Genomic DNA, 23,906 nt, shown 5'->3' on the forward strand with positions numbered 1-23,906 from the left:
GGGATGGAGGGGATGTCAGGTGGGCAGGCGCAGGGTGAAGGTGCTGCCGTGACCGAGCCGGCTGGTGGCGGTGACGGTGCCGCCGTGGGCCTCGGCGAGTTTGCGGACGATGGACAGGCCCAGGCCGCTGCCGCCGGTGCTGCGGTTGCGCGACTTGTCGGCGCGCCAGAAGCGGTCGAAGACGTACGGCAGGTCGTGCTCGGCGATGCCGTGTCCGGTGTCGGCGACCTCGATCACCAGGTGGTCGCCGTCGAGCCGGGAGCGGACGGTCACGGTGGCACCGGGCGGTGAGTGCCGGACAGCGTTGGAGAGCAGGTTGCCGACTGCCTGCCGGATCCGGCTCGGGTCGAGCATGACCTCCGGGTCGCCCACCGCCTCGACCTCGATCGTGACGCCGTCGGCGCTGCCGGCGTACGCCGCGGCGATCTGACCGAGCAGCTCGTTGATGTAGACCGGCTCGGGGTGCAGGCGGAGCCGGCCCGCGTCGGCGGCGGCCAGGTCGCTGAGATCGTCGATGACGTGCTGGAGCAGCTCGGCCTCGTCGGCGAGCAGGTCCAGCAGCTCCCGATCGGGTTCGGCCACGCCGTCGCGGGCGGCCTGGAGCCAGGCGCGGATGTTCGTCAGCGGGGAGCCGAGTTCGTGGGCGATGTCGCTGATCATCGTGCGTCGTTGCCGTTCGACGGTCTCCCGGCGCTCGGAGAGGTCGTTGAACGCGGCCGTGAGCCGGCCGATCTCGTCGCGGCCCCGGACCGGGAGTTCGCTCGCACCGCTTTCGACGGCGTGGGTGAGCGCGCGCAGCGGCCGGGAGATCCGCAGGCCGACCGTCAGGGTGACCGCGAACGCGACGGCCAGGACCAGCCCGGCCACGGTCGCGACCCGTGAGGTGCCGGCCCGGGAGAGGTCGAGCACCGTGCCGGCCTCCCGGTCCGGGCCGGCGACATAGAGGTAGGCGGGCGGGGCCACGTACGGCGCGAGCTGCTTGCGCCGGGACTGACTGATGCAGTCCTGCGGCTGGCCGGGGTCCAGGCGGGCCCGGCCGGTCGGCTTCCAGGTGAAGCCGGGCAGCACGGTGACCACGGGCTCGGCTGCGGGCCCCACCAGGCACACGTTGGTGAGCGCGGTCAGCTGGGCCAGAGCCGCACGTTCGGTGTCGGTGACCACGTCGGCGCCGGACTTGCGATAGCAGTCGGCCAGTTGCGCGGAGACCAGGTCGGCACTGGTGAACAGCGGGGTCAACGTCGGCCGGCCCGGGCTGGAGGTGTCGGCCCCGACGGCCACGCCCTGCTCGGTCATGCACTCCTCCGCGCTGATGAGCCGGCCGGACAGCATGCGGTGCTCGGCGGCGGTCAGGCGGTACGGACCGAGCACCCGATGGTAGACACCACTGGGGTCCGATTCTCCGGAGGCGAGGGATCCCTCCACGTAGAGGGGGTCGACCAGCGCCGACCGCCGGGCCGGAAGATCCGGCCGCTCGCCCTCGGAACTGGCCAGGAAGGTGCCGTCCTCACCGGTGAGCGTGATCTCCCGGCCGGTCAGCCCGCCCAGCTCGGCCAGCATCGGCTGCACACCGGACCACGTGGTGTGCACGGCGGCGTACCCGAGCACCTCCTCATAGATCCGGGCGTCGAACCCGATGCCCTGGCCCAGCTCCTGCCGCAGCTGGGACGTGGTGCTGTTCACGACCAGCCACGTGGTGGCCAGCACGGCACAGAGCATCACCAGCAGTGACAGGGCAAGCAGGCGCCCCACCAGGCTTCGGGATCTCACAGCGACCCGTCCGTGAGCTTGTAGCCGATGCCGTACACGGTCAGCAGGTACGAAGGCCGCCGCGGATCCGGCTCGATCTTGCGGCGCAGCTTCACCACATGCATGTCGACGGTCCGGTCGGTCGCCGAGACCTCGAACCCCCGGGTCTTCTCCAGCAGCTGAGCCCGGGTGAACACCCGGTCCGGGGCGGCGGCCATCGCGGCCAGGATCTCGAACTCGCCGGGCGTGCAGTCGACCCGGCGCCCACCGACCGTCACATGATGGCCGGGTACGTCGACCGCGACCTCTCCCACCCGCAGCGGGCCATCCGGCGCCCATGCGTTGCGGCGCAGCATCGTCCGGATCCGCGCCATCAGCTCCCGCGGGTTGTACGGCTTCATCAGGTAGTCGTCCGCGCCCGCCTCGAGCCCGAGGATCAGGTCGTCCTCGTCGCGCCGGGCGGTCAGCATCAGCACCGGTACGTTGCTCTCCCGGCGCAGCGCCCGGCAGACCTCGATCCCGTCCGGCCCCGGCATCATCACATCGAGCACCAGCAGTTCCGGCCGGGACCGGAGAACCAGCTCGATCGCGCTCCGGCCGTCGTGCACGACCGACGCCCGGTAGCCGGCCGCCCGGAGGTAACGCCGGACCACCTCGGCCTGCCGTACGTCGTCCTCAGCGACCACCACGTGCGCGTTCATGGCATGGACTATAGGAACGCCCGGCGGCCTGACCGGCGAACACTGACATTGCCGAGACAAGTGACCTCATCGTTCCCGGCCGGCTGATCCGCGCGAGCAGTGCGAGACCGCACCGCAGCGGGAGTGACGGCTCAGAGCAGCGTTGTCAGCACGCCTCCGTCGACGCGCACCGCCGATCCGTTGATCGCGGACGCGGCAGGACTGGCGATGAAGGTCACCGCATTCGCGATCTCGCCCGGCTCGATGAAACGCCCCAGTAGGGACGTCTCGTTGGTGCCGATGATCGCCGCCTTCATCTGCTCCTCGCCGATGGACTGCGCCCCGGCCAGAGCTTTGACCGTCCGGGCGACACCGTCGGAATACGTCGGGCCGCCCAGCACCGCGTTGACAGTCACCGCGGTGCCCTTCGTGAGCTTCGCGAGGCCGTTACCCACCGAGAGCATCGCTGTCTTGGACGTGCCGTAGTGGATCATGTTGGCGGGGATGTTGACGCCCGACTCGCTGCTGACGAACACGATCCGGCCCCAGCCTCGCTCCAGCATCCCCGGCATGAGCCGCCGAGCAAGCCGGACCCCGCTGAGCACGTTCACCTCGAAGTAGAGCCGCCAGTCGTCGTCGGAGATGAGTTCGAACGGCTTGAGTTCGAAGAGCCCAACGTTGTTGACCAGAATGTCAACGCTCGGAATCCGCTCGCACACCCGGTCGATGTCGTCGGTGACCGCGAAGTCGGCGGCCAAGCCGCTGACGGATACGCCGGGAGCCGCACGACGCAACACCTCGACGGCCCGGTCCAGCTTCGCCGCGTCGCGACCGTTGAGAATCACGTCCACGCCTTCGCCGGCCAGAGCCTTGGCGGTCGCGTAACCGATGCCCTGGCTCGATCCGCTGATGAACGCGGTCTTGCCCTTGAGCTGCAGATCCATTGATTCTCCTCATGAACGGCTGCCGGCCGGAGCGGAACTTCGCATCCCCGGCGCACCATCAGCAGCGACTGATCTGATGATGCCGCCAGCCAATGAGCATTCGATGAGTGAACCCAGCACGAGCGGCCGAGGTGGCCCGCGCCCAGTCGATGCCGGAGCGGATCTTTCACACTCAATTTGAACCACGCGCTGGCAGGGGCGTTTCTGATCGAACCTGACGAGTTCCTGATCATTGCTCGTCAGGCTGTCCGGCGCGGCGGGGACCGTCCTCGCCGGACAGGAGATCACCATGCGCAGGAATGCCGGGCTCATGTTCGCCGCAGTCGCGCTCATCGCGCTGCCCGGTTGCGGGTCGTCGGGCGGGCAGGAGAAGACGGACGCGGGGGGCGCACCGCGGGTGGCGACGTTGCAGAGCGGTCCCGCTACGCCGTCGGCGGCGGCGCCGGTGAAGACGGAGCGGCCCCGCGAGCGGCTCGACATGACGGCCGAGGAGTACGAGGTACTGCTGGAGCCGTACAACAAGTGCATGCGGGAGCAGGGCTTCGATCCGGTCGGCTCCCGGAAGAAAGCAGGGCTGGCGGCCGAGCCGTCGGACGGGGAGAAGGCGAAGGCGGCCGAGCGGGCGAACCAGGTCTGCGAGCCGCAGTTCCTGCCGTTGCCGCCGTGGGAGAAGGACCCGGCGAACCCGGAGGCGCGAGACTTCGCCCTCGACGTGGTGAAGTGCCTCAAGCGTGAGGGCGTCAAGTTCGTCGAGGTCGGCGAGGATGGCGTCTCGATCGCGCTGGGCGGCGACCGGAACGACAAACGGTCGATCACGCTGGGCATGGACCGGATCCCCGACTGCGAGCGGGAGGTCGCGGCGAAGAGCTGAGACTCACGGCAACGGCGGCCCGGGACGTCCCGTCCCCGGGCGCCGTTGCCGTGACGATTCAGTGCAGGGCTTGCGCGGGCGGTAGACGGGCCGCGCGGACGGACGGATACACCCCCGCCAGAACGCCGATCACCACGGCGCCGCCCACCCCCAGGGCGGCGGACTCGACGGGCACCACGATCGGCCAGGCCTGCCAGTGGGCGTAGGCGAGCGTGGCCATCAGCCCCAGCGCGGTTCCGGCCACGCCACCGGCGGTGGACAGCACCATCGACTCGGTGAGGAACTGGCCGCGGATCTGCCCCCGGGTGGCGCCCAGCGCCCGCCGCAGGCCGATCTCCGAGCGGCGTTCCAGCACCGACACCACCATCGTGTTCGCCACCCCGATCCCGCCGATGACCAGGGCCACGCCGGCCAGAGCCAGGAACAGCACCGAGAAGCTGCTCTCGGTGGCCCGTTTGGCGGCGAGCGCGTCGGAGGGCCGGGTGACCATCACCTGGCCGGGACGCTCCGGATTGATCGACTCGGCCAGCACCGAGCGGACCATCTCCACTTGAGTCTCATCGGCACGCAGGTATAGGACCGTGGGCCGGCCGTCGAAGCCCAGTTCGGTACGGGCCGATTCCCAGCCGACGAGCACCGACCGGTCGATGTCGGGGGAGAGCGGGGTGGTGGCGAGGATGCCGACGACGGTGAACCAGCGGTCGCCGATCATCACCTGAGGGGCGGCGGTCACGATGGTCACGCCGAGCCGGGTGGCGGCGACCGAGCCGAGGACGACGGCCGGGAACTCGGCGGTGGCCGTGGTCAGCCAGCGGCCGGAGGCGACCGTCGCGTTGATCACCGGCAGTAGGTCGAGGCGGGCGGCCAGTACGGTCATGCCCGTGCCGCTGCTGGGTTCGGCGCGGTCGCTACGGCGTACCGCGGCATGGGTGTTGCCGACCGCGCTGGCCGCGCGGACCGGGCCGATGCGTTTCGCCATCGCCACCGCTGATTCCGGCAGCCGCGCCGGTGGCTGCTGGTCGGGGAGCGGCATCGCCTGGAGTGTGTCGGTGCCGAGGGCGGTGAGTTCGCGGACCAGGGCGGCCTGGCTGGAGGCGGGGATGCCGGTCACCACGATCATGGTGGCGATGCCGATGGCGATGCCGAGGCCGGAGAGCAGCGCTCGCAGCGGCCGGGTCCGTAACCCGACGACACCGAGGGCCAGCAGGTCGATCGGGCTCATCATGCGACAAGCCGCCCGTCGCGGATCTCCAACCGGCGGGGCAGCGTTGCCGCGATCTCCCTGTCGTGGGTGATCAGGACGATCGTGGCACCTTCGGTGTTGAGCCGGCGCAGCAGGGCCAGGACGCTCTGCCCGGTGGCGGTGTCCAGGGCGCCGGTCGGCTCGTCGGCGAGGATGAGGGCCGGGTTGTTGACCAGGGCGCGGGCGATGGCGACCCGCTGGCGTTCGCCGCCGGAGAGTTGGTGCGGCCGGTGGTTCGCGCGGTGGGTGAGGCCGACCCGGTCGAGGGCCTGCAACGCCAATGCCCGTCGCCCGCCCCGGGGCGTTCCGGCGTAGAGCAGGCCGGTGGCGACGATGTCGGTGGCGCTGAGCCCGTCGGTCAGGTGGAACTGCTGGAAGACGAATCCGATCTCGCGGGCCCGCAGCGCCGACAGCCGCCGGTCGGACAGGGTGGTGACGTCCTGACCAGCGATCCGGACGGTGCCGGAGGTGGGCCGGTCCAGCGTGCCGATGATGTTGAGCAGGGTGGATTTGCCGGAGCCGGAGCGGCCGACGATCGCCACGAACTCGCCGGCGTGGATGTCGAGGCTGACGCCGGCGAGGGCGGTCACACCGCCGGGGTAGACCATGCCCGCGCCGCGGACCGAGAGCACCGGAGAGCTCATGACGCCACCACCACGTGGGTGCCCTCGGTCAGGCCGTCACCGGTGATCTCCACCCAGCCCTGCGCGAACATTCCGGTGGTCACGGCGACAAGGCCCTGCGGCGTCTGTACGGCGTAGCCGCCCTCGGCCAGGGCGATCAGTGCTTCGATCGGCGCGGCCAGCACGTCCTCGCTGACCTTGCCGGCGAAGCTGACGGTCACCTCCGCTGAGTCGATCTTCTTGAGGGTGGCCGGATCGTCGACGGTCACGGTGACAGTCAGTTGCGCGGTGCTGTCGCCGATGCTGCCTTCCGGGGCGGCCAGGGTGCGGCCCATCGACAGGACGTGGGCCGGGACCTCCTTCTCGTCGGGCAGGATCACGGTGACGGCCGCGCCCTGTTCCATCGACGCGGCCTCGGCCATCGACGCGGCCTCGGCCATCGTCGCGGCCACGGTGATCACCTTGCGGGTGGACGTGACCGACATGAGCGGGCCGTTCGCGGGGGCGCCGGGCTGCACGGCCACCGCCTCGACGCGGACGGCGCCGGAGAGTACTTCGACGTCACCGACCGCGATGGCGCCGGTCTCGGGCAGGCCCACGTCGCGCTGCCACCTGTTGATCGCCTTGATCAATCCGGTGGTGAGGACGGCCTCGCCCTTCCTGAGCCGCACCGGGGTTGGAGGTGGCACAGGGGCGGACGACGCCGGGGGAGCCGACGACTCCGGACGCGACGGCACTGCGGGCGGTGACACCCACTCTCCGGCGCGAGGCCGGTAGCCGAGCGAGTAGCCCAGTTCTTCCAGATTGTCGGCGATGATGCGCACATCCCGCCCGACCAGGCCCTTGCCCTCGATCGCGCGGTAGAGCGGCATCTCACCGTAGAACAGCGGAACCGGCCGATCGTCGGCCCGGTACAGCTGCTGGCCGCGTTTGATGCTCGCTCCCGGTGCGGGCAGCCACGTGACGGTCGCCTCTTTATGGCCCTCGACGGCGTGCGGGGTTCCGTACCCGATGGTCCCGGATATGGTTTTTGACGTGCTCAGATCCCGCCGTTCTAGTGTGGCGGTGGCGGCCGTGTCCGTCGCCGCGGGCGACGGATGAGCCTGAGATCGTGGCTGCGACCAGAAGAAGGCACCGGCGGCGAGCGGCAGAAGGATGGCAAGCCCGAGCCCGGTGCGCCGCAGGTGAGAGTGAGCAAGCATGGCGCAGAGCCTGTGCGGAGATCGTTAGAAAGCTGTCAGGTCTGCTCAGGCGACGGGCTCAGAGGTGGCACGCGCACCTATAGTCGCCGCCATGTGTGCACATGTGCTGGTCGCCGATGACGACCGGCGGCAGGCCGAGGTGATCCGGCGGTATCTGCAGGCCGACGGTCACGAGTTGACCGTCGTGCACGACGGCCGGCAGGCGCTGGAGCAGGCCCGTCGGCTGCGCCCCGACCTGCTGGTGCTGGACGTGATGATGCCGGAGCTGGACGGTCTGCGCGTGTGCCGGACGCTTCGCGCGGAGTCCGACGTGCTGGTGCTGATGCTCACCGCCCGTACCGGCGAGGAAGACCTGCTGCTCGGCCTGGAGCTCGGCGCCGACGATTATGTGACGAAGCCGTACAGCCCGCGGGAGCTGATGGTCCGGGTGCGGACGTTGCTGCGCCGCGCGAACCGGCCGGCGCCGCCGGCCGGTTCGCTCAGCATCGGCCGGGTGACGCTCGATCCGGCCACCCACCGGGTGACCGTCGACGGCGAGCCGGTCGTGTGCACGCGAGGCGAGTTCGCGATCCTGGCGGCGATGTGCGAGCAGCCGGACCGGGTGTTCAGCCGCGCCCAGCTGCTGCATCACACGCGCGGCGTCGACCGCAGCTCGACCGAGCGGACCATCGACGTACACGTGATGAACCTGCGCCGCAAGATCGAGGCCGACCCGCAGCGGCCGGTGCAGCTGCTCACCGTCTACGGGGTCGGCTACCGGCTGACGGCGGGCGGCGGCGCATGAACCGGGTGCCGTGGCGGCACAGCCTGGTGACCCGCCTGCTGGCCACGTCGGTGCTGATCGCGATCGCCGCCATCGGGTCCACCGCCTGGCTGGCGGTACGCACCGCGACCCGCGTGATCAGCCAGGAGCAGGGCCGGTCTCTCACCGACGACAAGGGTGTCTACGACATGCTCGTCGCCTACGCGGCCGGGCATCCGGACTGGTCGCAGGCGTCGGAGCTGATCCGGGAGCGGGCCGCGACGCTGGGCCGCCGGATCACCCTGATGACCGAGGACCGCCAGGTGATCATCGACTCGGGGCCGGGCGCGTCGCTCGCCACCGCCCGCCCGTCGGCCGTCGTCGACCCGCTCAACCTCGACCTCGGTCTGAACGGCGGCACCGAGCGCATCGACCCGCGCGCAGCCGGGCCGTACCGCCTGCCCGCCGCCGAACGCGCCGAGCTGCGCGCTCACGCGAAGAGGGCGATGGAGTGCCTGGCCAGCGCCGGTGTGTCCGGCCGGGTTGTCGACACCGCGAGCGGCCGTCCGTCGGTAGAGCTGACCGCGCCCGACTCGAGCGGGGCATTGGCCCGGTGCACGACCGACCTGGCCACGACGGCCACCCGCACCGAGGAGAAGGCCCTGCGCACGCTCGGCAAGCTGACCGACGCCTGCCTCGGTGGCGTCATCGGCGGAACCGTTCTGGTGTCGCCGCAGTTCAGCGCTTTCGTCCTCTCCCCCGAGGAGATCGCCGACCGTACCGTGGTGCCGCTCGATTTCGCCGACTCCAAGGGGGCGGTGCAGGGCCGCACCGCCCGGGTCCGGTCCTGTCTGGAGAAGTCGCGTCGCACCCAGCTTCAGCCGTTCGTCGCCCCGCCCGCCCTGCTGTTCGTCACCGACCCGGACACCGGCGCCGACCAGACCACATTCACGCTGTCCCGGGAGAACACCGTTCGGATCGTCACGGTCACCGGGGCCGTGCTGTTCGTGACCATCGCGGTGACCATGCTGGCCGGCCGCCGCTTGGTCCGGCCGCTGCGGGCGCTGACCGAGTCCGTCGACCGGCAGGCGCCCGTGGTGATCTCCGGGCGGGACGAGATCGCCCATCTGGCGCGGGCATTGCACACGTCGGCGGAGCAGCGTCGTGCCATGGTCAACGACGTGGCGCACGAGTTGCGGACGCCGCTGACCAACATCCGCAGCTGGCTGGAGGCCGCCCAGGACGATCTGGCACCCACCGACGCCCAGCTCGTGAACCTGCTCCACGACGAGTCGGTGCAGCTGCAGCACCTGATCGACGATCTGAGCGATCTCGCCTCCGTGGACGCGGGCACGTTGCGGCTGCATCCGGAGCCGATCAGGCTCAGCGACGTGGTGGAGCAGGTCACCGACGCCCACCGGGGCAGCGGGCCGGTGCGGCTGGAGACGACGATCGAGGGTGATCCGGTAGTACTTGCCGACCCGGTTCGGCTTCGGCAGGTGCTCGGCAACCTGGTCTCCAACGCGATCCGCTACACCCCGAAGGGTGGGGCCGTCACCGTAGCGGTACAGCAGAGCACCATCACGGTACGCGACACCGGCATCGGCATCAGCGACGACGACCTGCCCCGGGTCTTCGACCGGTTCTGGCGCGCCGACGGGTCCCGGAGCCGGACGACCGGCGGCAGTGGTCTGGGCCTGGCGATCACCCGCAAGCTGGTCGAGGCACACGGTGGAACGATCGAGGTGGCGAGCACCCTCGGTGTGGGAACGACGTTCACCGTACGTCTGCCCAGCTGAACCACCACAGGGAGCTCTCCTCTGCCACGGGCCGGAGCCGGCGCCGCACCTCACCGGGTGCGGCGCCTTGGTGCGTGCCGGGCAGTACGGCAACAGGACCTCAGTCGACGGCCAGGGCCGCGACCGGGCTGACGCGGGCCGCCCGGCGTGCCGGGAGCAGGCCGGTCAGGACGGTGATCGCGGCTATCGCCAGCACGATCGAGGCCAACTGCGCCGCCGGGAAGGTCAGCGGCAGATCCAGGCGCAGCGACTCCAGCGTCAACCAGGCCATCGGCACGCCCAGCACGATGCCGAGGACCGCGCCGATCAGCCCGTACAGTCCTGCCTCCAGGCTGACCATCGTTCGCAGCCGGGCCCTGGTCAGGCCCAGCGCGCGGGCCAGGCCGAACTCGCGGGTGCGTTCCAGCACCGACAGGCCGGTCGTGGTGCCGACCCCGACCACGGCGATCAGCACGGTCAGACCGAGCAGGCCCAGTGCGGCCGCGAACAGCGACGACACCTCACCCTCGGCCTTGTCCCGCTCGTCGGCCAGGACCGCCACCTCGGCTCCGGCGGGGGCACCGATCCGCCGGAACGCGGCGAGTGCCTCATCGCGGGTGCCAGAGCCAGCGCCAGACCCGGCACCCGGGCCAGAGCCGGAGCCGGGGCCGGGGCCAGCGCCGGAGCCGGAGCCGGCGCTGGTGTCGATGTCGGCCAGCAGACCGGCTGACGCTCCGCCGAGTGCCACCAGATCGCCGTCGTTCAGCACCGCACCGGACCGCAGCGGGCCCTCGCCGGTCAGCACGGCCACGACCCGCACCCGGACCTTCGCCGCGTCATCGGCGCCCGGCACGGCGGTTCGCGACAGGGTCACCACGTCACCCACCCCGGCCGAGAGATCCGCGGCTGCCACCGATGACAGGATCACCCTGCCGGGACCCAGCGCCGCGACGTCCCCGGAAGCCGCCGACAGTGTCCGCAGCGCCGCCATCGCGGTCATGTCGATCGCGATGGCGCTGTGCGAGAATCCGCCCGGCCCGGCGTCGAAATCGGTCATCCGGAACGGAGTCACGTCCCGGAACCGCGGATCCGCCCGGACACCGGACACCACCCGATCGAAACCGGTCGGCGACTCGGCGATCATCGCGAGGTCGGCCGGTGTGCGCGCGGCCATCGTGCGATCGGTCCACAGCCGTAGGCTGCTGATCCCGACGACCGTGCCGGCCAGCATGGTCACGCCCAGCGCCACGACCACCGACACCGCGGCGGCCCGCCGTGGGGTGCCGCCGATGCCGCTGACCGCGAGCCGCCCGGTCGCGCCGAGCCACCGCAGCGGCCACCCGGCCACCGCCAGGACCGGGCGGATCAGCAACGGTCCGAGAAGGATCAGCGCGCCGAACGCCAGCGCACCCACGCCGACGAGGTAGAGCAACGCTTCCGAGGACCCCATCGCACGGACGGTCAGCCATCCCGTGCCGCCGGTCGCGGCGAGCAGCAGCAGGCCTCCCACCAGGCGGGGCGTGGCGATGCCCGGCTCCGCGGCCAGCGTGCTCGCCGACCGCAGCGCCTGCAACGGGGAGACCCCGGCCGCGGCGAACGCCGGGGCCAGCACGGCGCCGGCGGTCAGCAGCGTGGCTCCGGCCACCACCGCCACGGCGGCGGCAAGAGAGAGATCAGGGCCCGTCAGCGTCCGCCCGAACGCGCTCGCGACAGTGGCTGCCGACTGGCCCGCGAGCTGGGCGAGCACGACACCCGCCGTGCCGGTGACCAGCCCGGTCACCGCGCCCTCGACGGCCAGCGCCACGACCAGCTGACCGCGCTGGGCGCCGATCGCGCGCAGCAGGGCCAGCTGCCGCAGACGCTGAGCGAACATGATCCGGAACGTGGACGTGGCGACCAGGGTGGCGGCCACCACGGCGATCGCCACGAACATCGCCACCAGCGCGAAGATCTGGTCGAACTGGCGTACGGCGGCGCGCGCCTCCCGTACCCGCATGGATTCGCCCGTGGTGATGCTGATGTACGCCATCGGATCCCGGAGCAGCCGCTCGGACAGCCCGTCCATCATCGCCGGGACGTCAGCGTCGTCCGCGACGAGGACGTCGAACCGTGAGACGCCCGGGTCGCCGCTGATCGCCGCCACGGTGCCGTCCGGCGCCCAGGCCCGCTCGGTGCTGTCCCGCGGCCCGTCGACCACCCCCGTCACGGTCACCGTCACCGGTTTCCCGTCATGGTCGCCGGGGTGCAGGCGCAGCGTGCCGCCCACGGTCGCGCCGAGCCGTGCCGCGGCCCGCCGGTCCATCGCGATCTGCCGCTTGCCGCTCGGATAGGTGCCGGACACCAGGCTGACCCGTGACAGCGGGCCGGTACCGGGGTCGGCCAGGAGGTCCAGGTCGTTGCCGGCCACGGCATCGCCGACCGTGAACGAGGCGGTGACACGGCCGGTCGAATCACGGACCCCGGCAGTCCTGCGGACCTCGGCGACCTGGTGCGGGCTCAGCGGCTGCCCACCGGCCGCGTACACCACCAGGCCGACCGCCTCCGGGGTCTCGCTGAACGTGTCGAGCGTGGTCCGGGTAACGATCGAGTACGCCAGCACCGTGCCGAACACCACGAACGCCGCCACCAGCACCGACAGCCCGGTCAGCAGCACCCGCCCGGGACGGCGCAGCACCCCGCTGAGCTGAGTACGCAGCACGCCGCCGCTCATGCGCCGGTGTCCCGCACGATGCGGCCGTCGGCGAGCACGAGCACGCGGTCGGCGTACCCGGCGGCCTCCGGGTCGTGGGTGACCATGACGACGGTCTGGCCGAGCCGGTGCACCGAGTCGCGCAGGAACCCGAGCACCTCGGCGCCCGACTTCGAGTCGAGGTTGCCGGTCGGCTCGTCGGCGAAGACCACGTCGGGCCGGGTACTCAGCGCCCGGGCCAGGGCCACCCGCTGCTGCTGGCCGCCGGAGAGCTCGGGCGGCCGGTGCCCGAGCCGGTCACCGATGCCCAGCACGCCGACGACGTGCTCGAACAGGTCGGAGTCCACCGCCCGGCCGGCCAGCTCGGCGGGGAGCGTGATGTTCTGCCGCGCGGTGAGCTGCGGCAGCAGGTTGAACGCCTGGAACACGAACCCGATCCGGTCGCGGCGCACGGCGGTCAGCGCCCTGTCGGACAGCCCGGTCACCTCGGTGCCGCCGATGCTGATCCGGCCGCTGGTGACCGTGTCGAGCCCGGCCAGGCAGTGCATGAAGGTCGACTTGCCGGACCCGGACGGCCCCATGATCGCGGTGAACCGGCCGCGGGTGAAGGTGGCCGACACCCCGTCGAGGGCACGGACCGCGCCACGGCCGGTCCCGTAGACCTTGACCAGGTCGGTCGCGGTGACGGCGGCCATCACAGGGCGATCTTCGGGATACGCAGATCGACGCCGCTGTCCTCGCAGTGCCCGGCGGCCAGCTCGTAGATCTCGTCGAGTTCCCCCGTGCCCGGGCGTACCGACTCGCCGGTCGCCCTGGCCTTCTGCCAGCGGACGTAGCGGCCGACCTCGGTGCTGATCCCGTCGTTCTCGAGCCGGGTGTAGCGGACCTGCCGGATCTGCTGCTCCCATTTCTCGGCCTCGGCGACGTCAGCGGGCGGCGTCTGGGCCTTGTCGATCAGCTCCTGGGCGAGCCGGCAGTCGGCAGCCGACGCGGCGGTCGGGCCGAAGCGTTTGTCCCACAGGTAGTTCACCCCGAAGGCCACACCGGCCAGGATGATCGCGGTCAGGATCCCGAAGGTGACGTGTCTGCTGTTCACGGTGACGATTCTTCGGCGTGCGGAGGCTCCGGCGCATTGACGCCAGATCAGATTCAAAGGCCGCCGATGTACGACTCAGGTCTTACGCACCGGGCTTGACCAGCCCGATCTCGTACGCGAGCACGACGGCCTGCACGCGGTCGCGTAGTTCCAGTTTAGTCAGGATACGACCGAAATGAGTCTTCACCGTGCCCTCGGCCACGAAGAGCCGGGCGGCGATCTCGCCGTTCGACAGCCCGGCCGCGACGAGCTCCAGCACCTCGCGTTCCCGGTCGGTCAGCGACGCCAGCCGCTCGTCGGCGCGCCCCGGCAGGGTCAGCTGCCCGGAGAATCGGTCCAGCAGCGTCCGGGTCACGCGCGGCGCCACCACCGACTCGCCGGCCGCGACCACTCGGATCGCGTCGAGCAGCTGCTCGGGCGGCGCGTTCTTCAGCAGGAACCCGCTCGCCCCGGCCTGCAGCGCCGCGAACGCGTCCTCGTCGGTGTCGAACGTGGTCAGCACCAGCACGCGCGGGCCGTCCGGCCCGGCACAGATCCGCCGCGTCGCCTCCACCCCGTCCATCACCGGCATGCGGATGTCCATCACCACCACGTCGGCGCTCGTACGGGCCAGCAGGGCCAGGGCCTCGGCGCCGTCACCGGCCTCGCCGACCACCTCCATGTCGGCCTGCGCAGACAGCACCATCCCGAACCCGGCGCGGACCAACGCCTGGTCGTCGACAAGCACGACCCTGATGCTCATGGTTCCTCCTTGACCGGGATCATGGCACGGACCAGCCATCCGCCGTCCGGGCCCGGCCCTGCCGACAGCTCCCCGCCGTGCACGGCCACCCGCTCACGCATGCCGATCAGGCCGTTGCCGCCACCCGTGGTGGCCGGCGCCGCACCCGTGCCGTCGTCGCGCACCTCCAGCACCGCCCGTCCGGACTCGACGGCCAGGCCGACCGCCACCCGGGTGCCCGGTCCGGCGTGCCGCAGCGCGTTCGTCAGCGACTCCTGCGCGATCCGGAAAACGGTCAGTTCCTCGGCCGGCGACAGTCGCTCCACGTCGCCGTCGATCCGTGACTCGACGTCGAGACCCGCCGCCCGGGCCCGCTCCACCACCGTGCCGAGCTGCCCGAGACCCCGCCGGCGGCGGTCCTCGGGATTCTCCTCGCCTCCCGTGCCGCGCAGCACCGCCACGATCCGGTGCATGTCGTCCAGCGCTTCCCGCCCGGTGCCGGCAACAGTGCCCATGGCCTCCCGTGCGCGCTCGGCGTCGGTGTCAAGCACATAGCGGGCGCCGTCGGCCTGCGCGATCATCACGGCCAGGCTGTGCGCCACCACGTCGTGCAGCTCACGAGCGATGAACGTCCGCTCGTCGGCCGCCGCCAGACGGGCCAGCTGGTCGCGCTCGCGCTCCGCGGCGACGGCCCGCTCGGCCAGCACGACGCCGCGTTCACGGTTGGTCCGCAGCACGTAGGCGATCAGCCACAACGCTCCGCCGGCGGCCAGGATGACGGCCTGTTCGGCGAGGTACGGGTAGTCGAGGACCGATCCCGACCAGGCAGCGTCGATCCGGACCAGGGAGGCGACGACGCTGCCGGCCGCGACCACGAGGCCGGACAGGTACACCGCCCTCTGGCCGGGGGAGTGGGTCACCACCGCCAGCATCGCCACGAGCAGCGCCACGTCGTACCCCGCCGGAACCGCCGAAGCGGACACCACCTGCACCGCGCCGAGGACGGCGATAACCGTGAAGACCCGGACCGGCGCGTGGCGCCGGGCGATCAGCGCGACCGCCATGGCGATGCCGATGACAACGTCCCACGCCGAGTAGTCGCGGTACTGCACGGCGACGGTCGCCACCACCGTGACGATGATCAGGTCCCACAGGAGAAGCAGTTGCGGGGTCCACCGGCCGAACATCCCGCCACGATAGACGGCTCGATCACCGCCGTGGGAGCGCAGAGACGCTGCCCCTCCGCCGCCGGGCCGACGGAAGGTCCCAGAGCGCAGCCGTTGCCGAAGTCGGCCGGCGTGCCCGCTGCCGTGACAATCCGGGCCGGTGCCAGCCGGCATTATGGAGGGCGGCATAGAGCGGTTCGCGCACCTTACCGGTGGCAGATCGGAGCGTTCGTGTTCGAGTTCGCTGGAGACGCCGCTCGTCAAGAAGACCAGTCTGGGAGATCCATCGATGTTCCGACAAAACGGGCTTTGTGCGCCGTCGCGGAGGTCGGCATCTTTGTGATATTGAGTTTCCGCTGAAGTTGCCCCCTGCTGCCACAATGCATCCATGAGCACCTCTTGGGGCTGGGCGCTTTCGCTGGTTTCGGCGCTCGCTGCCACGCTGACGGGAGTCGTTGTTGGCGCCCGACTGAGCCAGCGTTGGCAGTTGGCGCAATGGTCCCGGGCGTCCTCGTTGGAGGCGTGCACCGGACTCCTCCGAGCGTACGCCGCCGTTTATGACGGCATGAGTCACGGATGTCGCCATAGGATCGAGCCATCAATAGATTGGACCAACTGGAATCAAGCATTGGCGGCTGCCAGTCTCTCGGCGACCGCGCAGATAGTGGAAGCTGCAGTCGCTCTTGACGACGTGGTCTGGGCGGTTGATGCCAAGATCGTGAAGGGCCATAACGGGCTGGACGAGTGGCTGGTTCATCGTAAATTGCTTGAGAGTGCCAGATTGAACTTTATCAACGTTGTCCGAAGCGAATTGGCTGTGGATCACAAAATACTCGATCGCGCGGTCGGCTCAAATCGCGGGTCCGGCCATTCGAGCGACAGATATGAGCGACCCGAGACGGGTGCGGAGTAGTTTTTCACTGCCTCGGAATGGAAGCCATCGTCCCTCCGGGGATGCGCCGTGCGGCAGCACTCTCGAACACTCGCTGAGGCATCGGACGGGGAACGGCTGGCCGCGCCGCCGTCATCTGGTGCTTATCCCCATGCCGTGGTGTGCCGTGCCCGCGAGCCACCGGCTGGTGATTCGCTGGGGCGTTCGTGGGTGGGGTTGCGGGACACCTCGACGGACGACGAGTTGTGGGACCTCAACCGGGGCCGCTGCTGCGCGGTCAGTGGGCCACGGGCGGCCGCGCAGGCGGTATCGAACCGGGAGACCGAGTCTTCTTCCTGCGCCAGGGTGAGGAACCGCGTGATGTCATCGGTTTTGAGCATGTGGTCCAGGGACACGAGCAAGTCTTGCCGCAACAGGCGCCCCCGGAGGAGTGACCGTTGGCCGCGGAGGGCTCCGGATCGACGGTGCCCGCGCAAACACCTCCGGCGTCGGCCACCCGGCATCCCCTCCCGCCAGCAGCGAGAGGGGCCGGTGGGTCAGACGCAGGGTGGCACATAGCGGTCGAACCGCAGGCCCCGGAACTCGATCTCGTTGGCCGTCTTGCCCACGAAGACGAGGCCGCGCGCCTCGCTCAGTGCCGAGGCGAAGGTGTGCGCCGGAACGCCCAACTCGGGCACGGCTGCCCAGGCCTGCGGGCGGAAGCTGAAGAACCTGGTCACCAGCCGTCCGCCGGTCGACGGAATCGTGGTGGCCCACTGAGCGCCGCCACTCCAGTGCGATGCCGGCCGCAGCTGTACCCACAGGTCTTCGGTGGCGCTGTAGGTGAGTCGGAACCCGGCCGACCGCGTCAGGTCGGCCTGCGCCTCGAACCGGTTCCCGAGCCACACCACGACGACGTGCCACTCGGCGTTGACGAATGCCACCTGGGCGGCGTACCGGGGCTTGCCGTGGTGTCCGCCGCGGAGCGGGACGAGCAGGCTGCCGTTGGCCGGCACGGTGGTGCCCTCGCCGCTGGCCAGCCACTGCTGCAGGCGGTCGATCGACGGGGTGGCGCACTCGCGGAGGCCGGGGCCCGTGGCGTGCGCGGCGCCGGGAGCCAGCAGCACGCCGGTGATCAAGCCGGCGAGAAGAGTTCGTGCCCGCATGGGAAGGCCTCCACTTCAGTAAAGTTTGTTAAATTTTGGCGATCAGGGCGAACGCAGTCAAGAACATAGATACGTTTTCGTGGTGTGCGGCGGTGGCGGTGGACTGCCAGGACCCGGCCGATGCCGTCGCAGGCCCGGTGGATTCGGGTGGTATTTACTGACTATGACGCGTGCGCTGATCACTGTCGGACACGGTGCAGCAGGGCAAACTGAACTAACGGCCCTGCTGCGCGGTGCCGGGGTCGCTCGTCTGGTGGATGTCCGGCGCTACCCCGGGAGCCGGGCGCATCCACACGTCAAGCGTGAAGCGATGCGGGACTGGCTGCCGGAAGCCGGCATCGCCTACCGCTGGGACGAACGTCTGGGCGGCCGGCGACGCCTACCCGAGTCGTCCCCGGATCTGTGGTGGCAGGTCCCATCGTTCCGTGCTTACGCAAGCCACATGCGGAGCCCGGAGTTCGCCGATGCCGTCACCGACCTGCTCGACGACCTGGACACCGATGTAACGGCGATCATGTGCAGCGAGAGCCTGTGGTGGCGTTGTCACCGCCGGCTGATCGCCGACTTCGTGACCAGCGCGCGCGGACGCGCCGTCGTCCACCTACTGCACAACGGCAGACTGACCGAGCACTCGCTCGCCGAGGGTGCCCGGTTGTCGACCGACGGCCTGCTCTACTACGACCGCGTCTGAGCCTTGCGAGCGTGGGCCTGACCGGAAACCGGCCAGCCGCGACAAGGTGGCACTGCGAGCAGGCCTGGCTCGACCCCGAGGCAGGCAAGGTTTTCTGCCCGGGCGCCGGCTCATCGGGGGGTGTGGCGCAATCCGGTAGCGCAGCGGCCTCCAAATCCGAAGGTTGCAGGTTCGAAGCCCATGCCGGAGTAGCTCACCGGGTAGAGCGCGCCGCTCATGACGGCGAGGTAGACGGTTCGAGCCCGTCCTTCGGCACGAAGTTTTCGGAAATTGGTTCCGTTCGGCGTACGAGAAAGGCCCGTGTAGCCCAATTGGCAGGAGGCATCCCGTTCAGGGCGGGAGTAGTGCGCGTTCGAATCGCGCCACGGGTACGACGTGGGTTCATGCCGGCGTAGGGAGTTCGCTTGATCGCGGGTGGGGCCGCCCGCCTGCTGAGCGGGTCCTGCGGGCACTCCGGTTCGATTCCGGCCATGGCCTCGTAATCCGGCTCGTCGCGTTCGCGCAGCGGAGCCTTTCCGCAGCCACGCCGAGGAGGCCTCGCGTGCAGCCGGTTCCGACTCCACGCGGACCTGGTGCGGACCCGCGTTCCGACGGTGACCAGGAAGGTTACCTCCTGGTTACCCGGTCACTTAAAAGTGCGTTCTTCCCTGCTCAGCTCTCATCTCTTACGGTTCCCTGGTAACCGAAAGAGAGCACGGAGGCACCATCATGGCCGTAACCCTGATCAACCCGAACGGGCTGCCCGAGATCCCGATCTACCGGCAGGTGTCGGTGGCGACCGGCTCGAGGCTCGTCCACGTCGCGGGTCAGGTCTCCTGGGACGAGAACGGCGCGCCGGTCGGCGAGGGCGACCTGGCGGCCCAGGTCGAGCAGTGCTATCTCAACGTGGGCAAGGCCCTGGCCGGCGCCGGTGCCACGTTCGCTGATGTGGTGAAGCTGACCATGCACGTCGTCGACTGGCGGCCCGAGCAGATGCCCCTGGTGCTGGACGGGATCAGCCGCGCGGCAGCGAAGCTGGGCATCACTCCGGCGGCGCCGGCTTCGCTGTTCGGCATCGTGGCGCTGGACGTGCCGGAGCACCTGGTGGAACTGGAAGCCGTCGCCGTTCTGGACTAACCGTCGGCCGGGTTGCGGAACCGGCGGCGGGACGCCTCGATGTGTTCGAGGTGCTTCTGCGTCCAGCCGCATATGCCGTCGACCACCTGGCGCAACCCCTCGCCGGCCTCGGTGAGGGTGTATTCGACGCGTGGCGGGATGGTGGGGTGAACGGTGCGCCGCACCAGCCCGTTGCGTTCCAGCATGCGCAGGTTCTGGGTGAGCATCTTGTGGCTGATGCCACCGATCTCGTTGCGGAGCTCGCTGAACCGCAGCGTGTCCTGGCCCAGGAACTCGATGATCAGGAAAGCCCACTTGTTGGCCACGTCGGAGAAGATCTCCCGTGCCAGCGAGTCGGCTCGGGCCAGGTCGGCTTCGGGAGGGAGCGCACTGATCTCGTTGCGGGTTCCCATTCTGCGCTCTCCTTCGGTTCCTTGGTAACCGTCAGAGAGTATCGCCGATCAGCGTTCTCCGGGGCGGCGGGTCAGGACGTGCGGACCCGCCGCCGTGCGTGAGCCGTGCGCCGAGCGGATCGTCCAGCCATCCCGATCGAACCGCGCGGACGGCGTTCGGGATGTGTCGCCCAGGCGTCCACCGGGCCGGGCGGCGGCGATGCCGGCTTCCAGCACCTGCTCGGTGGCCTCAATGCGGGGGCGGCAGGAGGTAGCCGTCGCCTGGCCCCAGGGCGCGCGGTCGCCCGCCGTTGCCGCCTTCGTGCGCGCCGCTTTCCGGAGAGCCGCACCTGCCAGGCCGATCGCCGGCACCGACCTCGCGGGCAGCAGTAACCCGATCATCGCCCTCGAGGGCAGTCGAACCTTGCTCAGGCCTACCATGTCGCCACCCGGTCGTCCGAAGTAGAGGACTTCGCCGGCCCGCGTACATCGGAAGCGCAGCGCGAGGTGGTCGATTTTCTTGATACCGTCCGATGACCTCGGTCATCGACAGATGGACATGCATGAGATCCTTTCTGGCGCGATCCGCCACCGCCCTCGCCACCGCCCTGATGCTCAGCGCCGGCGGCCTCTGCGCCGTCGCGACACCGGCCGCCGCTGCCGTGACGTCCTACATCCGCCTCAACCAGGTCGGTTACCCGGCCGACCAGCCGAAGATCGCCTACCTGATGGGCACCACCGCACAGGCCGGTGCGACCTTCTCCGTGATCGCCGCCGACGGCAGCACCGCGGGCAGCGGCACGGTCGGCGCCAGCCGCGGCGGCTGGAACAGCGGGTACACCGCCGTGCTGCCGATCGACTTCTCGGCGGTGACCACCCCCGGCACCTACACGATCCGGATCGCCGGCGTCACCACCTCGCCGTCGTTCGCGGTCCGCGCGCGGGCCGATCTGTACGCCCCGGTCGCCGGCACCATGACGCAGTTCTTCCAGACCCAGCGCGACGGCGCCGACGTCATCCCCGGCCTGCTCGGCCGCCGGCCCTCGCACCTCGACGACGCGTCGGCGACGGTCTACCAGGTGCCCGCCTACGCCGGCACCGAGGACTGGGACGACACCATCGACGGTGGCCTCACGCCGATCAGCGGCGTGCCCCCGGTCGATGTCGCCGGCGGCTGGTTCGACGCCGGCGACTACCTGAAATTCACCCACACCACCGCGTACGCGGCCGGCGCCCTGCTGCTGGCCCAGCGCTCCGGAAGCGCGGACACCGCGCGCGCCGCCGAGATCGAGCACGCGATGCAGTGGCTCGGCAAGATGTGGGACGAGGACACCGGAGTCCTGTACGCCCAGGTCGGCATCGGCGGCGGCAACAGTGACGGCGACTTCGTCGGCGACCACTGGGTGTGGCGGCAGCCGCAGGCCGACGACGCGGTCACCGATCCGCCCGGAACCGGCAAGTACTACCTGCGGCACCGTCCCGTACTGCGCGCCAACGCGCCGGGCGCGCCGCTGAGCCCGAACCTGGCCGGACGGGTCGCCGCCGCGTTCGCCCTCTCCGCGCAGACCCACGCGGCCACCGACCCGGCGCGGGCCCGCGCCGACCTGGACACCGCCGCCGCCATCTACGCGAAGGCGCAGACCACCGGCGTCGGCGAGCTCGTCACCTCGTTCCCGAAGGGGTACTACCCCGAGTCGACCTGGCGGGACGACATGGCGTTCGGCGCGACCGAGCTGGCGCTGGCCGGCCGCGCTCTCGGCGACGGGCGGGCCGGCGGCTGGCTCACCCAGGGCGCTTCCTGGGCCCGGGCCTACCTGGACGCCGGCGCCCGGGACACGCTCAACCTCTACGACGTCAGCGGGCTCGCCCTGACCGACCTGAGCACCGCGATCACCGCGGCCGGCGCGACCGGGCTGGCTGTCACCGCCGACCAGTTGCTGGCCGATCAGCGCGCGCAGCTCGACGCGGCGGTCAGCCGGGCGGAGGCGGACCGGTTCCGGGCCGCCGCCGACTACACCACGTTCGACGCCACCTCGCACGCGCTCGGCCTGATCGCCCAGGCGGCCCGGTACGACGCGATCACCGGCACCGCCCGGTACGCGCAGTTCGCCCAGGCCCAGGCGAGCTGGGTGCTCGGTGGCAATCCGTGGGGCGTCTCGCTGATCATCGGGGCCGGCACCACGTTCGCGAAGTGCCCGCACCACCAGGTGGCGAACCTCGGCGGCAGCACGACCGGCTCCGGAGCGATCCTGGCGGGCGCCGCCGTGAACGGGCCGAACGGCGAGGCCGTCTTCGACGGGCTGGAACCCGGCGACACCACGCCGTGCCCGGCCGGCGGCGCCGACCCGTACGCGGCGTTCACCGGCAACGGCGCCCGTTTCATGGACGACGCGGACGCGTGGATGAGTGTCGAACCGGCCATCGACTTCACCTCCACCGGCCTGCTGGCGTTCGCGCTGCTCGGCGCCGGCAGTTCCGGGCCCGGCCCCGAGCCGGAGCCCGAGCCGGTGATCAAGCGGGACACCATCGGCGTGTACCGGCCGTCGAACAGCACCGCCTACCTGCGTAACAAGCTCGAGGGAGGCGCCTCCGACATCCCGGGGTTCGTGGTCGGCGCGCCCGGCGACGTGCCGCTGGCCGGTGACTGGGACGGTGACGGCGTCGACGGCATCGGTTACTGGCGCCCGTCGACCCGGCAGTTCTGGCTGCGGAACTCGCTGTCCGTGGGCGACCCGGACCGCTTCTACACCGCCGCCTGGGCCACCACCTCCGACATCCCGCTGGTCGGTGACTGGGACGGCGACGGGGACGACTCGGTGGCGACGTGGCGGCCCGGCGACCAGACCGTGCGGATCCGGTACGACAACACCTCCGGCGCCGCCGAGGTCGGGGTCAAGTTCGGCTCCGCCGGCGACACCATCCTGGTCGGTGACTGGGACGGCGACGGGTACGACAGCCTGGGCTACTACCGTCCGTCGACGCGCGAGTTCAAGCTGCGCAACCAGCTCACCGGAACGGCCGCGCCGGAGACCGTGGTGGTCTACGGCAGCACGGGTGACAAGCCGCTGGCCGGTGACTGGAACGGCGACGGCAAGGACACCGTCGGCGTGTTCCGGCCCACGGGGCACCAGTGGCACCTGCGCGACACCAACACGAGCGGCACTGCGGATCACTCCTTCAGTTACGGCCAGGACACCGACCGGCCCCTGGTCGGCGACTGGCTGGCCGACACCGCGGGCACCCCGGCGCAGGTGGCGGCGGTCAACGGCTTCTACGCCGACCCGCAGTTCCACCCGACCCAGTGGGTGAACGCCAACCCGGGCGACCCGCGGGCCGCCGCGATCCGCACGGCGATGGCCGGCAAGGCCGGCGCGGCGTGGTTCGGCAACTGGAGCGGGGACATCCGGACAGCGGTCGACGCCTACGTCAGCGGGGCCGCCGCGGCCGGGCAGGTGCCGATCCTGGTCGCCTACAACGTCCCCGGCCGGGACTGCGGCGGCGAGTCCAGTGGCGGCGCCGGCAGCCCCGCGGCCTACCGGCAGTGGATCAGCGATTTCGCCGCCGGGGTGGCCGGGCGGACCGCGATCGTGATCGTCGAACCGGACGCGGTCGCGCTCATCGACTGCCTGACCGAGGCCGAGCGGACGACCCGGTTCGGTCTGATCGCGTACGCGATCAATGCCTTCAGCGGCCGGACCTGGGCCTACGTCGACGGCGGCAACGCGAGCTGGGTCGACGCCGACACGATGGCGGCCCGGCTGGTCCAGGCCGGGGTCGCCGGCGCCCGCGGCTTCGCGGTCAACGTGTCGAACTTCTTCACCACCGCCGAGTCGTCCGCGTACGCCGACGCCGTCAACGCCGGCCTGGCGGCGCGCGGCCAGCGGGCGTTGCCCTATGTGGTCGACACCAGCCGCAACGCCAACGGCGGCACGGCCGGTGACTGGTGCAACCCGGAGGGCGTCAAGCTCGGCGTGACCTCGCGGGTGAGCACGACGGGCCCTGAGTTCCTGCTCTGGATCAAGGTGCCGGGCGACTCCGACGGCGACTGCGGCCGGCTGGAGGATCTGCCGGCCGGCACGTTCAGCCCGGACCTGGCCACCTGGCTGATCAGCGGGACCTGAGATCGCGGGGCCCGCCGCTCGCCGGCGGCGGGCCCCGCGTACCGAGTACCAGCGTGTCATCGATCGACA

Annotated in this window: 21 protein-coding genes, 2 tRNA genes and 1 pseudogene; 9 read left to right on the top strand and 15 right to left on the bottom strand. The window is 70.8% G+C overall.

The window, feature by feature from the left end; translation table 11 throughout:
• Window positions 1-15 precede the first annotated feature (15 nt).
• From AMIS_RS12860 to AMIS_RS12870, 3 genes are all read right to left on the bottom strand, one after another.
• Window positions 16-1,767, bottom strand: coding sequence for a sensor histidine kinase (locus AMIS_RS12860; protein WP_014442723.1), 1,752 nt, complete (start codon window positions 1,765-1,767; stop codon window positions 16-18).
• On the bottom strand, window positions 1,764-2,447 hold the full coding sequence (locus AMIS_RS12865) for a response regulator transcription factor (protein ID WP_014442724.1): 684 nt from the start codon (window positions 2,445-2,447) through the stop codon (window positions 1,764-1,766). Before AMIS_RS12865 ends, AMIS_RS12860 begins: the two co-directional genes overlap by 4 nt.
• Window positions 2,448-2,578: 131 nt before the next feature.
• Window positions 2,579-3,370 carry an SDR family NAD(P)-dependent oxidoreductase gene (locus AMIS_RS12870; RefSeq protein WP_014442725.1) on the bottom strand — a complete coding sequence of 264 codons (792 nt, stop codon included), beginning with the start codon at window positions 3,368-3,370 and terminating at the stop codon, window positions 2,579-2,581.
• Window positions 3,371-3,659: 289 nt separating this feature from the next.
• Between AMIS_RS12870 and AMIS_RS12875 the strand changes: the two genes are divergently transcribed.
• A complete protein-coding gene (locus tag AMIS_RS12875) occupies window positions 3,660-4,241 on the top strand; it encodes a hypothetical protein (RefSeq protein ID WP_014442726.1) in 582 nt (193 codons plus the stop codon).
• A gap of 58 nt (window positions 4,242-4,299) precedes the next feature.
• Here the strand turns inward: AMIS_RS12875 and AMIS_RS12880 are convergent, their stop codons facing one another.
• Genes AMIS_RS12880 through AMIS_RS12890 form a run of 3 tightly spaced genes read right to left on the bottom strand, consistent with a single transcriptional unit; the run spans window position 4,300 to window position 7,309 of the window.
• Window positions 4,300-5,466 carry an ABC transporter permease gene (locus tag AMIS_RS12880; protein WP_014442727.1) on the bottom strand — a complete coding sequence of 389 codons (1,167 nt, stop codon included), beginning with the start codon at window positions 5,464-5,466 and terminating at the stop codon, window positions 4,300-4,302.
• Complete coding sequence (locus tag AMIS_RS12885) at window positions 5,463-6,128, bottom strand: ABC transporter ATP-binding protein (RefSeq protein ID WP_014442728.1); 666 nt, start codon at window positions 6,126-6,128, stop codon at window positions 5,463-5,465. The genes AMIS_RS12880 and AMIS_RS12885 overlap by 4 nt, the downstream gene beginning before the upstream one ends.
• Window positions 6,125-7,309: an efflux RND transporter periplasmic adaptor subunit gene (locus AMIS_RS12890; RefSeq protein ID WP_014442729.1), complete on the bottom strand. Its 1,185-nt coding sequence runs from the start codon at window positions 7,307-7,309 to the stop codon at window positions 6,125-6,127. The genes AMIS_RS12885 and AMIS_RS12890 overlap by 4 nt, the downstream gene beginning before the upstream one ends.
• A gap of 91 nt (window positions 7,310-7,400) precedes the next feature.
• Between AMIS_RS12890 and AMIS_RS12895 the strand changes: the two genes are divergently transcribed.
• Both AMIS_RS12895 and AMIS_RS12900 read left to right on the top strand, forming a co-directional pair.
• Window positions 7,401-8,093 (top strand): response regulator transcription factor, encoded by a 693-nt coding sequence (locus AMIS_RS12895; RefSeq protein WP_041829731.1) that lies wholly within the window; start codon window positions 7,401-7,403, stop codon window positions 8,091-8,093.
• Entirely contained in the window at window positions 8,090-9,850 is a 1,761-nt protein-coding gene (locus AMIS_RS12900; protein WP_014442731.1) for a sensor histidine kinase, read from the top strand. Before AMIS_RS12895 ends, AMIS_RS12900 begins: the two co-directional genes overlap by 4 nt.
• 100 nt (window positions 9,851-9,950) lie before the next feature.
• Here the strand turns inward: AMIS_RS12900 and AMIS_RS12905 are convergent, their stop codons facing one another.
• The 5 genes from AMIS_RS12905 to AMIS_RS12925 form a co-directional block, all read right to left on the bottom strand.
• Complete coding sequence (locus AMIS_RS12905; protein WP_231859293.1) at window positions 9,951-12,527, bottom strand: FtsX-like permease family protein; 2,577 nt, start codon at window positions 12,525-12,527, stop codon at window positions 9,951-9,953.
• A gap of 8 nt (window positions 12,528-12,535) precedes the next feature.
• Window positions 12,536-13,213, bottom strand: a complete 678-nt coding sequence (locus tag AMIS_RS12910; RefSeq protein WP_014442733.1) for an ABC transporter ATP-binding protein — start codon at window positions 13,211-13,213, stop codon at window positions 12,536-12,538.
• Complete coding sequence (locus AMIS_RS43650; protein ID WP_014442734.1) at window positions 13,213-13,614, bottom strand: hypothetical protein; 402 nt, start codon at window positions 13,612-13,614, stop codon at window positions 13,213-13,215. The genes AMIS_RS12910 and AMIS_RS43650 overlap by 1 nt, the downstream gene beginning before the upstream one ends.
• A gap of 82 nt (window positions 13,615-13,696) precedes the next feature.
• Window positions 13,697-14,356 carry a response regulator gene (locus AMIS_RS12920; protein ID WP_014442735.1) on the bottom strand — a complete coding sequence of 220 codons (660 nt, stop codon included), beginning with the start codon at window positions 14,354-14,356 and terminating at the stop codon, window positions 13,697-13,699.
• The gene (locus tag AMIS_RS12925; RefSeq protein WP_014442736.1) at window positions 14,353-15,522 is read right to left on the bottom strand and encodes a sensor histidine kinase; all 1,170 of its coding nucleotides are present in this window, start codon (window positions 15,520-15,522) and stop codon (window positions 14,353-14,355) included. Before AMIS_RS12925 ends, AMIS_RS12920 begins: the two co-directional genes overlap by 4 nt.
• A 367-nt stretch (window positions 15,523-15,889) precedes the next feature.
• Between AMIS_RS12925 and AMIS_RS42605 the strand changes: the two genes are divergently transcribed.
• Window positions 15,890-16,414 carry a hypothetical protein gene (locus tag AMIS_RS42605; protein ID WP_157434837.1) on the top strand — a complete coding sequence of 175 codons (525 nt, stop codon included), beginning with the start codon at window positions 15,890-15,892 and terminating at the stop codon, window positions 16,412-16,414.
• A gap of 122 nt (window positions 16,415-16,536) precedes the next feature.
• On the opposite strand, the gene AMIS_RS42610 is transcribed toward AMIS_RS42605, so the two are convergent.
• Window positions 16,537-16,773, bottom strand: a complete 237-nt coding sequence (locus tag AMIS_RS42610; RefSeq protein ID WP_157434838.1) for a hypothetical protein — start codon at window positions 16,771-16,773, stop codon at window positions 16,537-16,539.
• A gap of 156 nt (window positions 16,774-16,929) precedes the next feature.
• The gene (locus tag AMIS_RS12930; RefSeq protein ID WP_014442738.1) at window positions 16,930-17,538 is read right to left on the bottom strand and encodes a hypothetical protein; all 609 of its coding nucleotides are present in this window, start codon (window positions 17,536-17,538) and stop codon (window positions 16,930-16,932) included.
• 163 nt (window positions 17,539-17,701) lie between these two features.
• Here AMIS_RS12930 and AMIS_RS12935 point away from each other — a divergent pair, with 163 nt between their 5' ends.
• The 4 genes from AMIS_RS12935 to AMIS_RS12950 all read left to right on the top strand — a co-directional run bounded on the left by AMIS_RS12935 (window position 17,702) and on the right by AMIS_RS12950 (window position 19,345).
• Complete coding sequence (locus tag AMIS_RS12935) at window positions 17,702-18,229, top strand: DUF488 domain-containing protein (RefSeq protein ID WP_014442739.1); 528 nt, start codon at window positions 17,702-17,704, stop codon at window positions 18,227-18,229.
• A gap of 182 nt (window positions 18,230-18,411) precedes the next feature.
• A tRNA-Met gene (locus AMIS_RS12940) sits at window positions 18,412-18,484 on the top strand.
• A 41-nt stretch (window positions 18,485-18,525) separates the two neighbouring features.
• Window positions 18,526-18,600 (top strand) — tRNA-Leu (locus tag AMIS_RS12945).
• Between the two features lie 337 nt (window positions 18,601-18,937).
• On the top strand, window positions 18,938-19,345 hold the full coding sequence (locus AMIS_RS12950; RefSeq protein WP_014442740.1) for a RidA family protein: 408 nt from the start codon (window positions 18,938-18,940) through the stop codon (window positions 19,343-19,345).
• Here the strand turns inward: AMIS_RS12950 and AMIS_RS12955 are convergent.
• Together AMIS_RS12955 and AMIS_RS42615 are read right to left on the bottom strand one after the other, a co-directional pair.
• On the bottom strand, window positions 19,342-19,737 hold the full coding sequence (locus AMIS_RS12955) for a winged helix-turn-helix transcriptional regulator (RefSeq protein WP_014442741.1): 396 nt from the start codon (window positions 19,735-19,737) through the stop codon (window positions 19,342-19,344). The two genes, AMIS_RS12950 and AMIS_RS12955, sit on opposite strands and share 4 nt — an antisense overlap.
• A 48-nt stretch (window positions 19,738-19,785) precedes the next feature.
• Window positions 19,786-19,971: pseudogene (locus AMIS_RS42615) on the bottom strand (type I methionyl aminopeptidase); the annotation flags it as partial.
• Window positions 19,972-20,279: 308 nt separating this feature from the next.
• Between AMIS_RS42615 and AMIS_RS43655 the strand changes: the two are divergent.
• Window positions 20,280-23,837: a glycoside hydrolase family 9 protein gene (locus AMIS_RS43655; RefSeq protein ID WP_197538009.1), complete on the top strand. Its 3,558-nt coding sequence runs from the start codon at window positions 20,280-20,282 to the stop codon at window positions 23,835-23,837.
• Window positions 23,838-23,906 lie beyond the last annotated feature (69 nt).

Origin of the sequence: Actinoplanes missouriensis 431 (assembly GCF_000284295.1) — a bacterium.
In the GTDB taxonomy this organism is placed as follows: Bacteria; Actinomycetota; Actinomycetes; order Mycobacteriales; family Micromonosporaceae; genus Actinoplanes; species Actinoplanes missouriensis.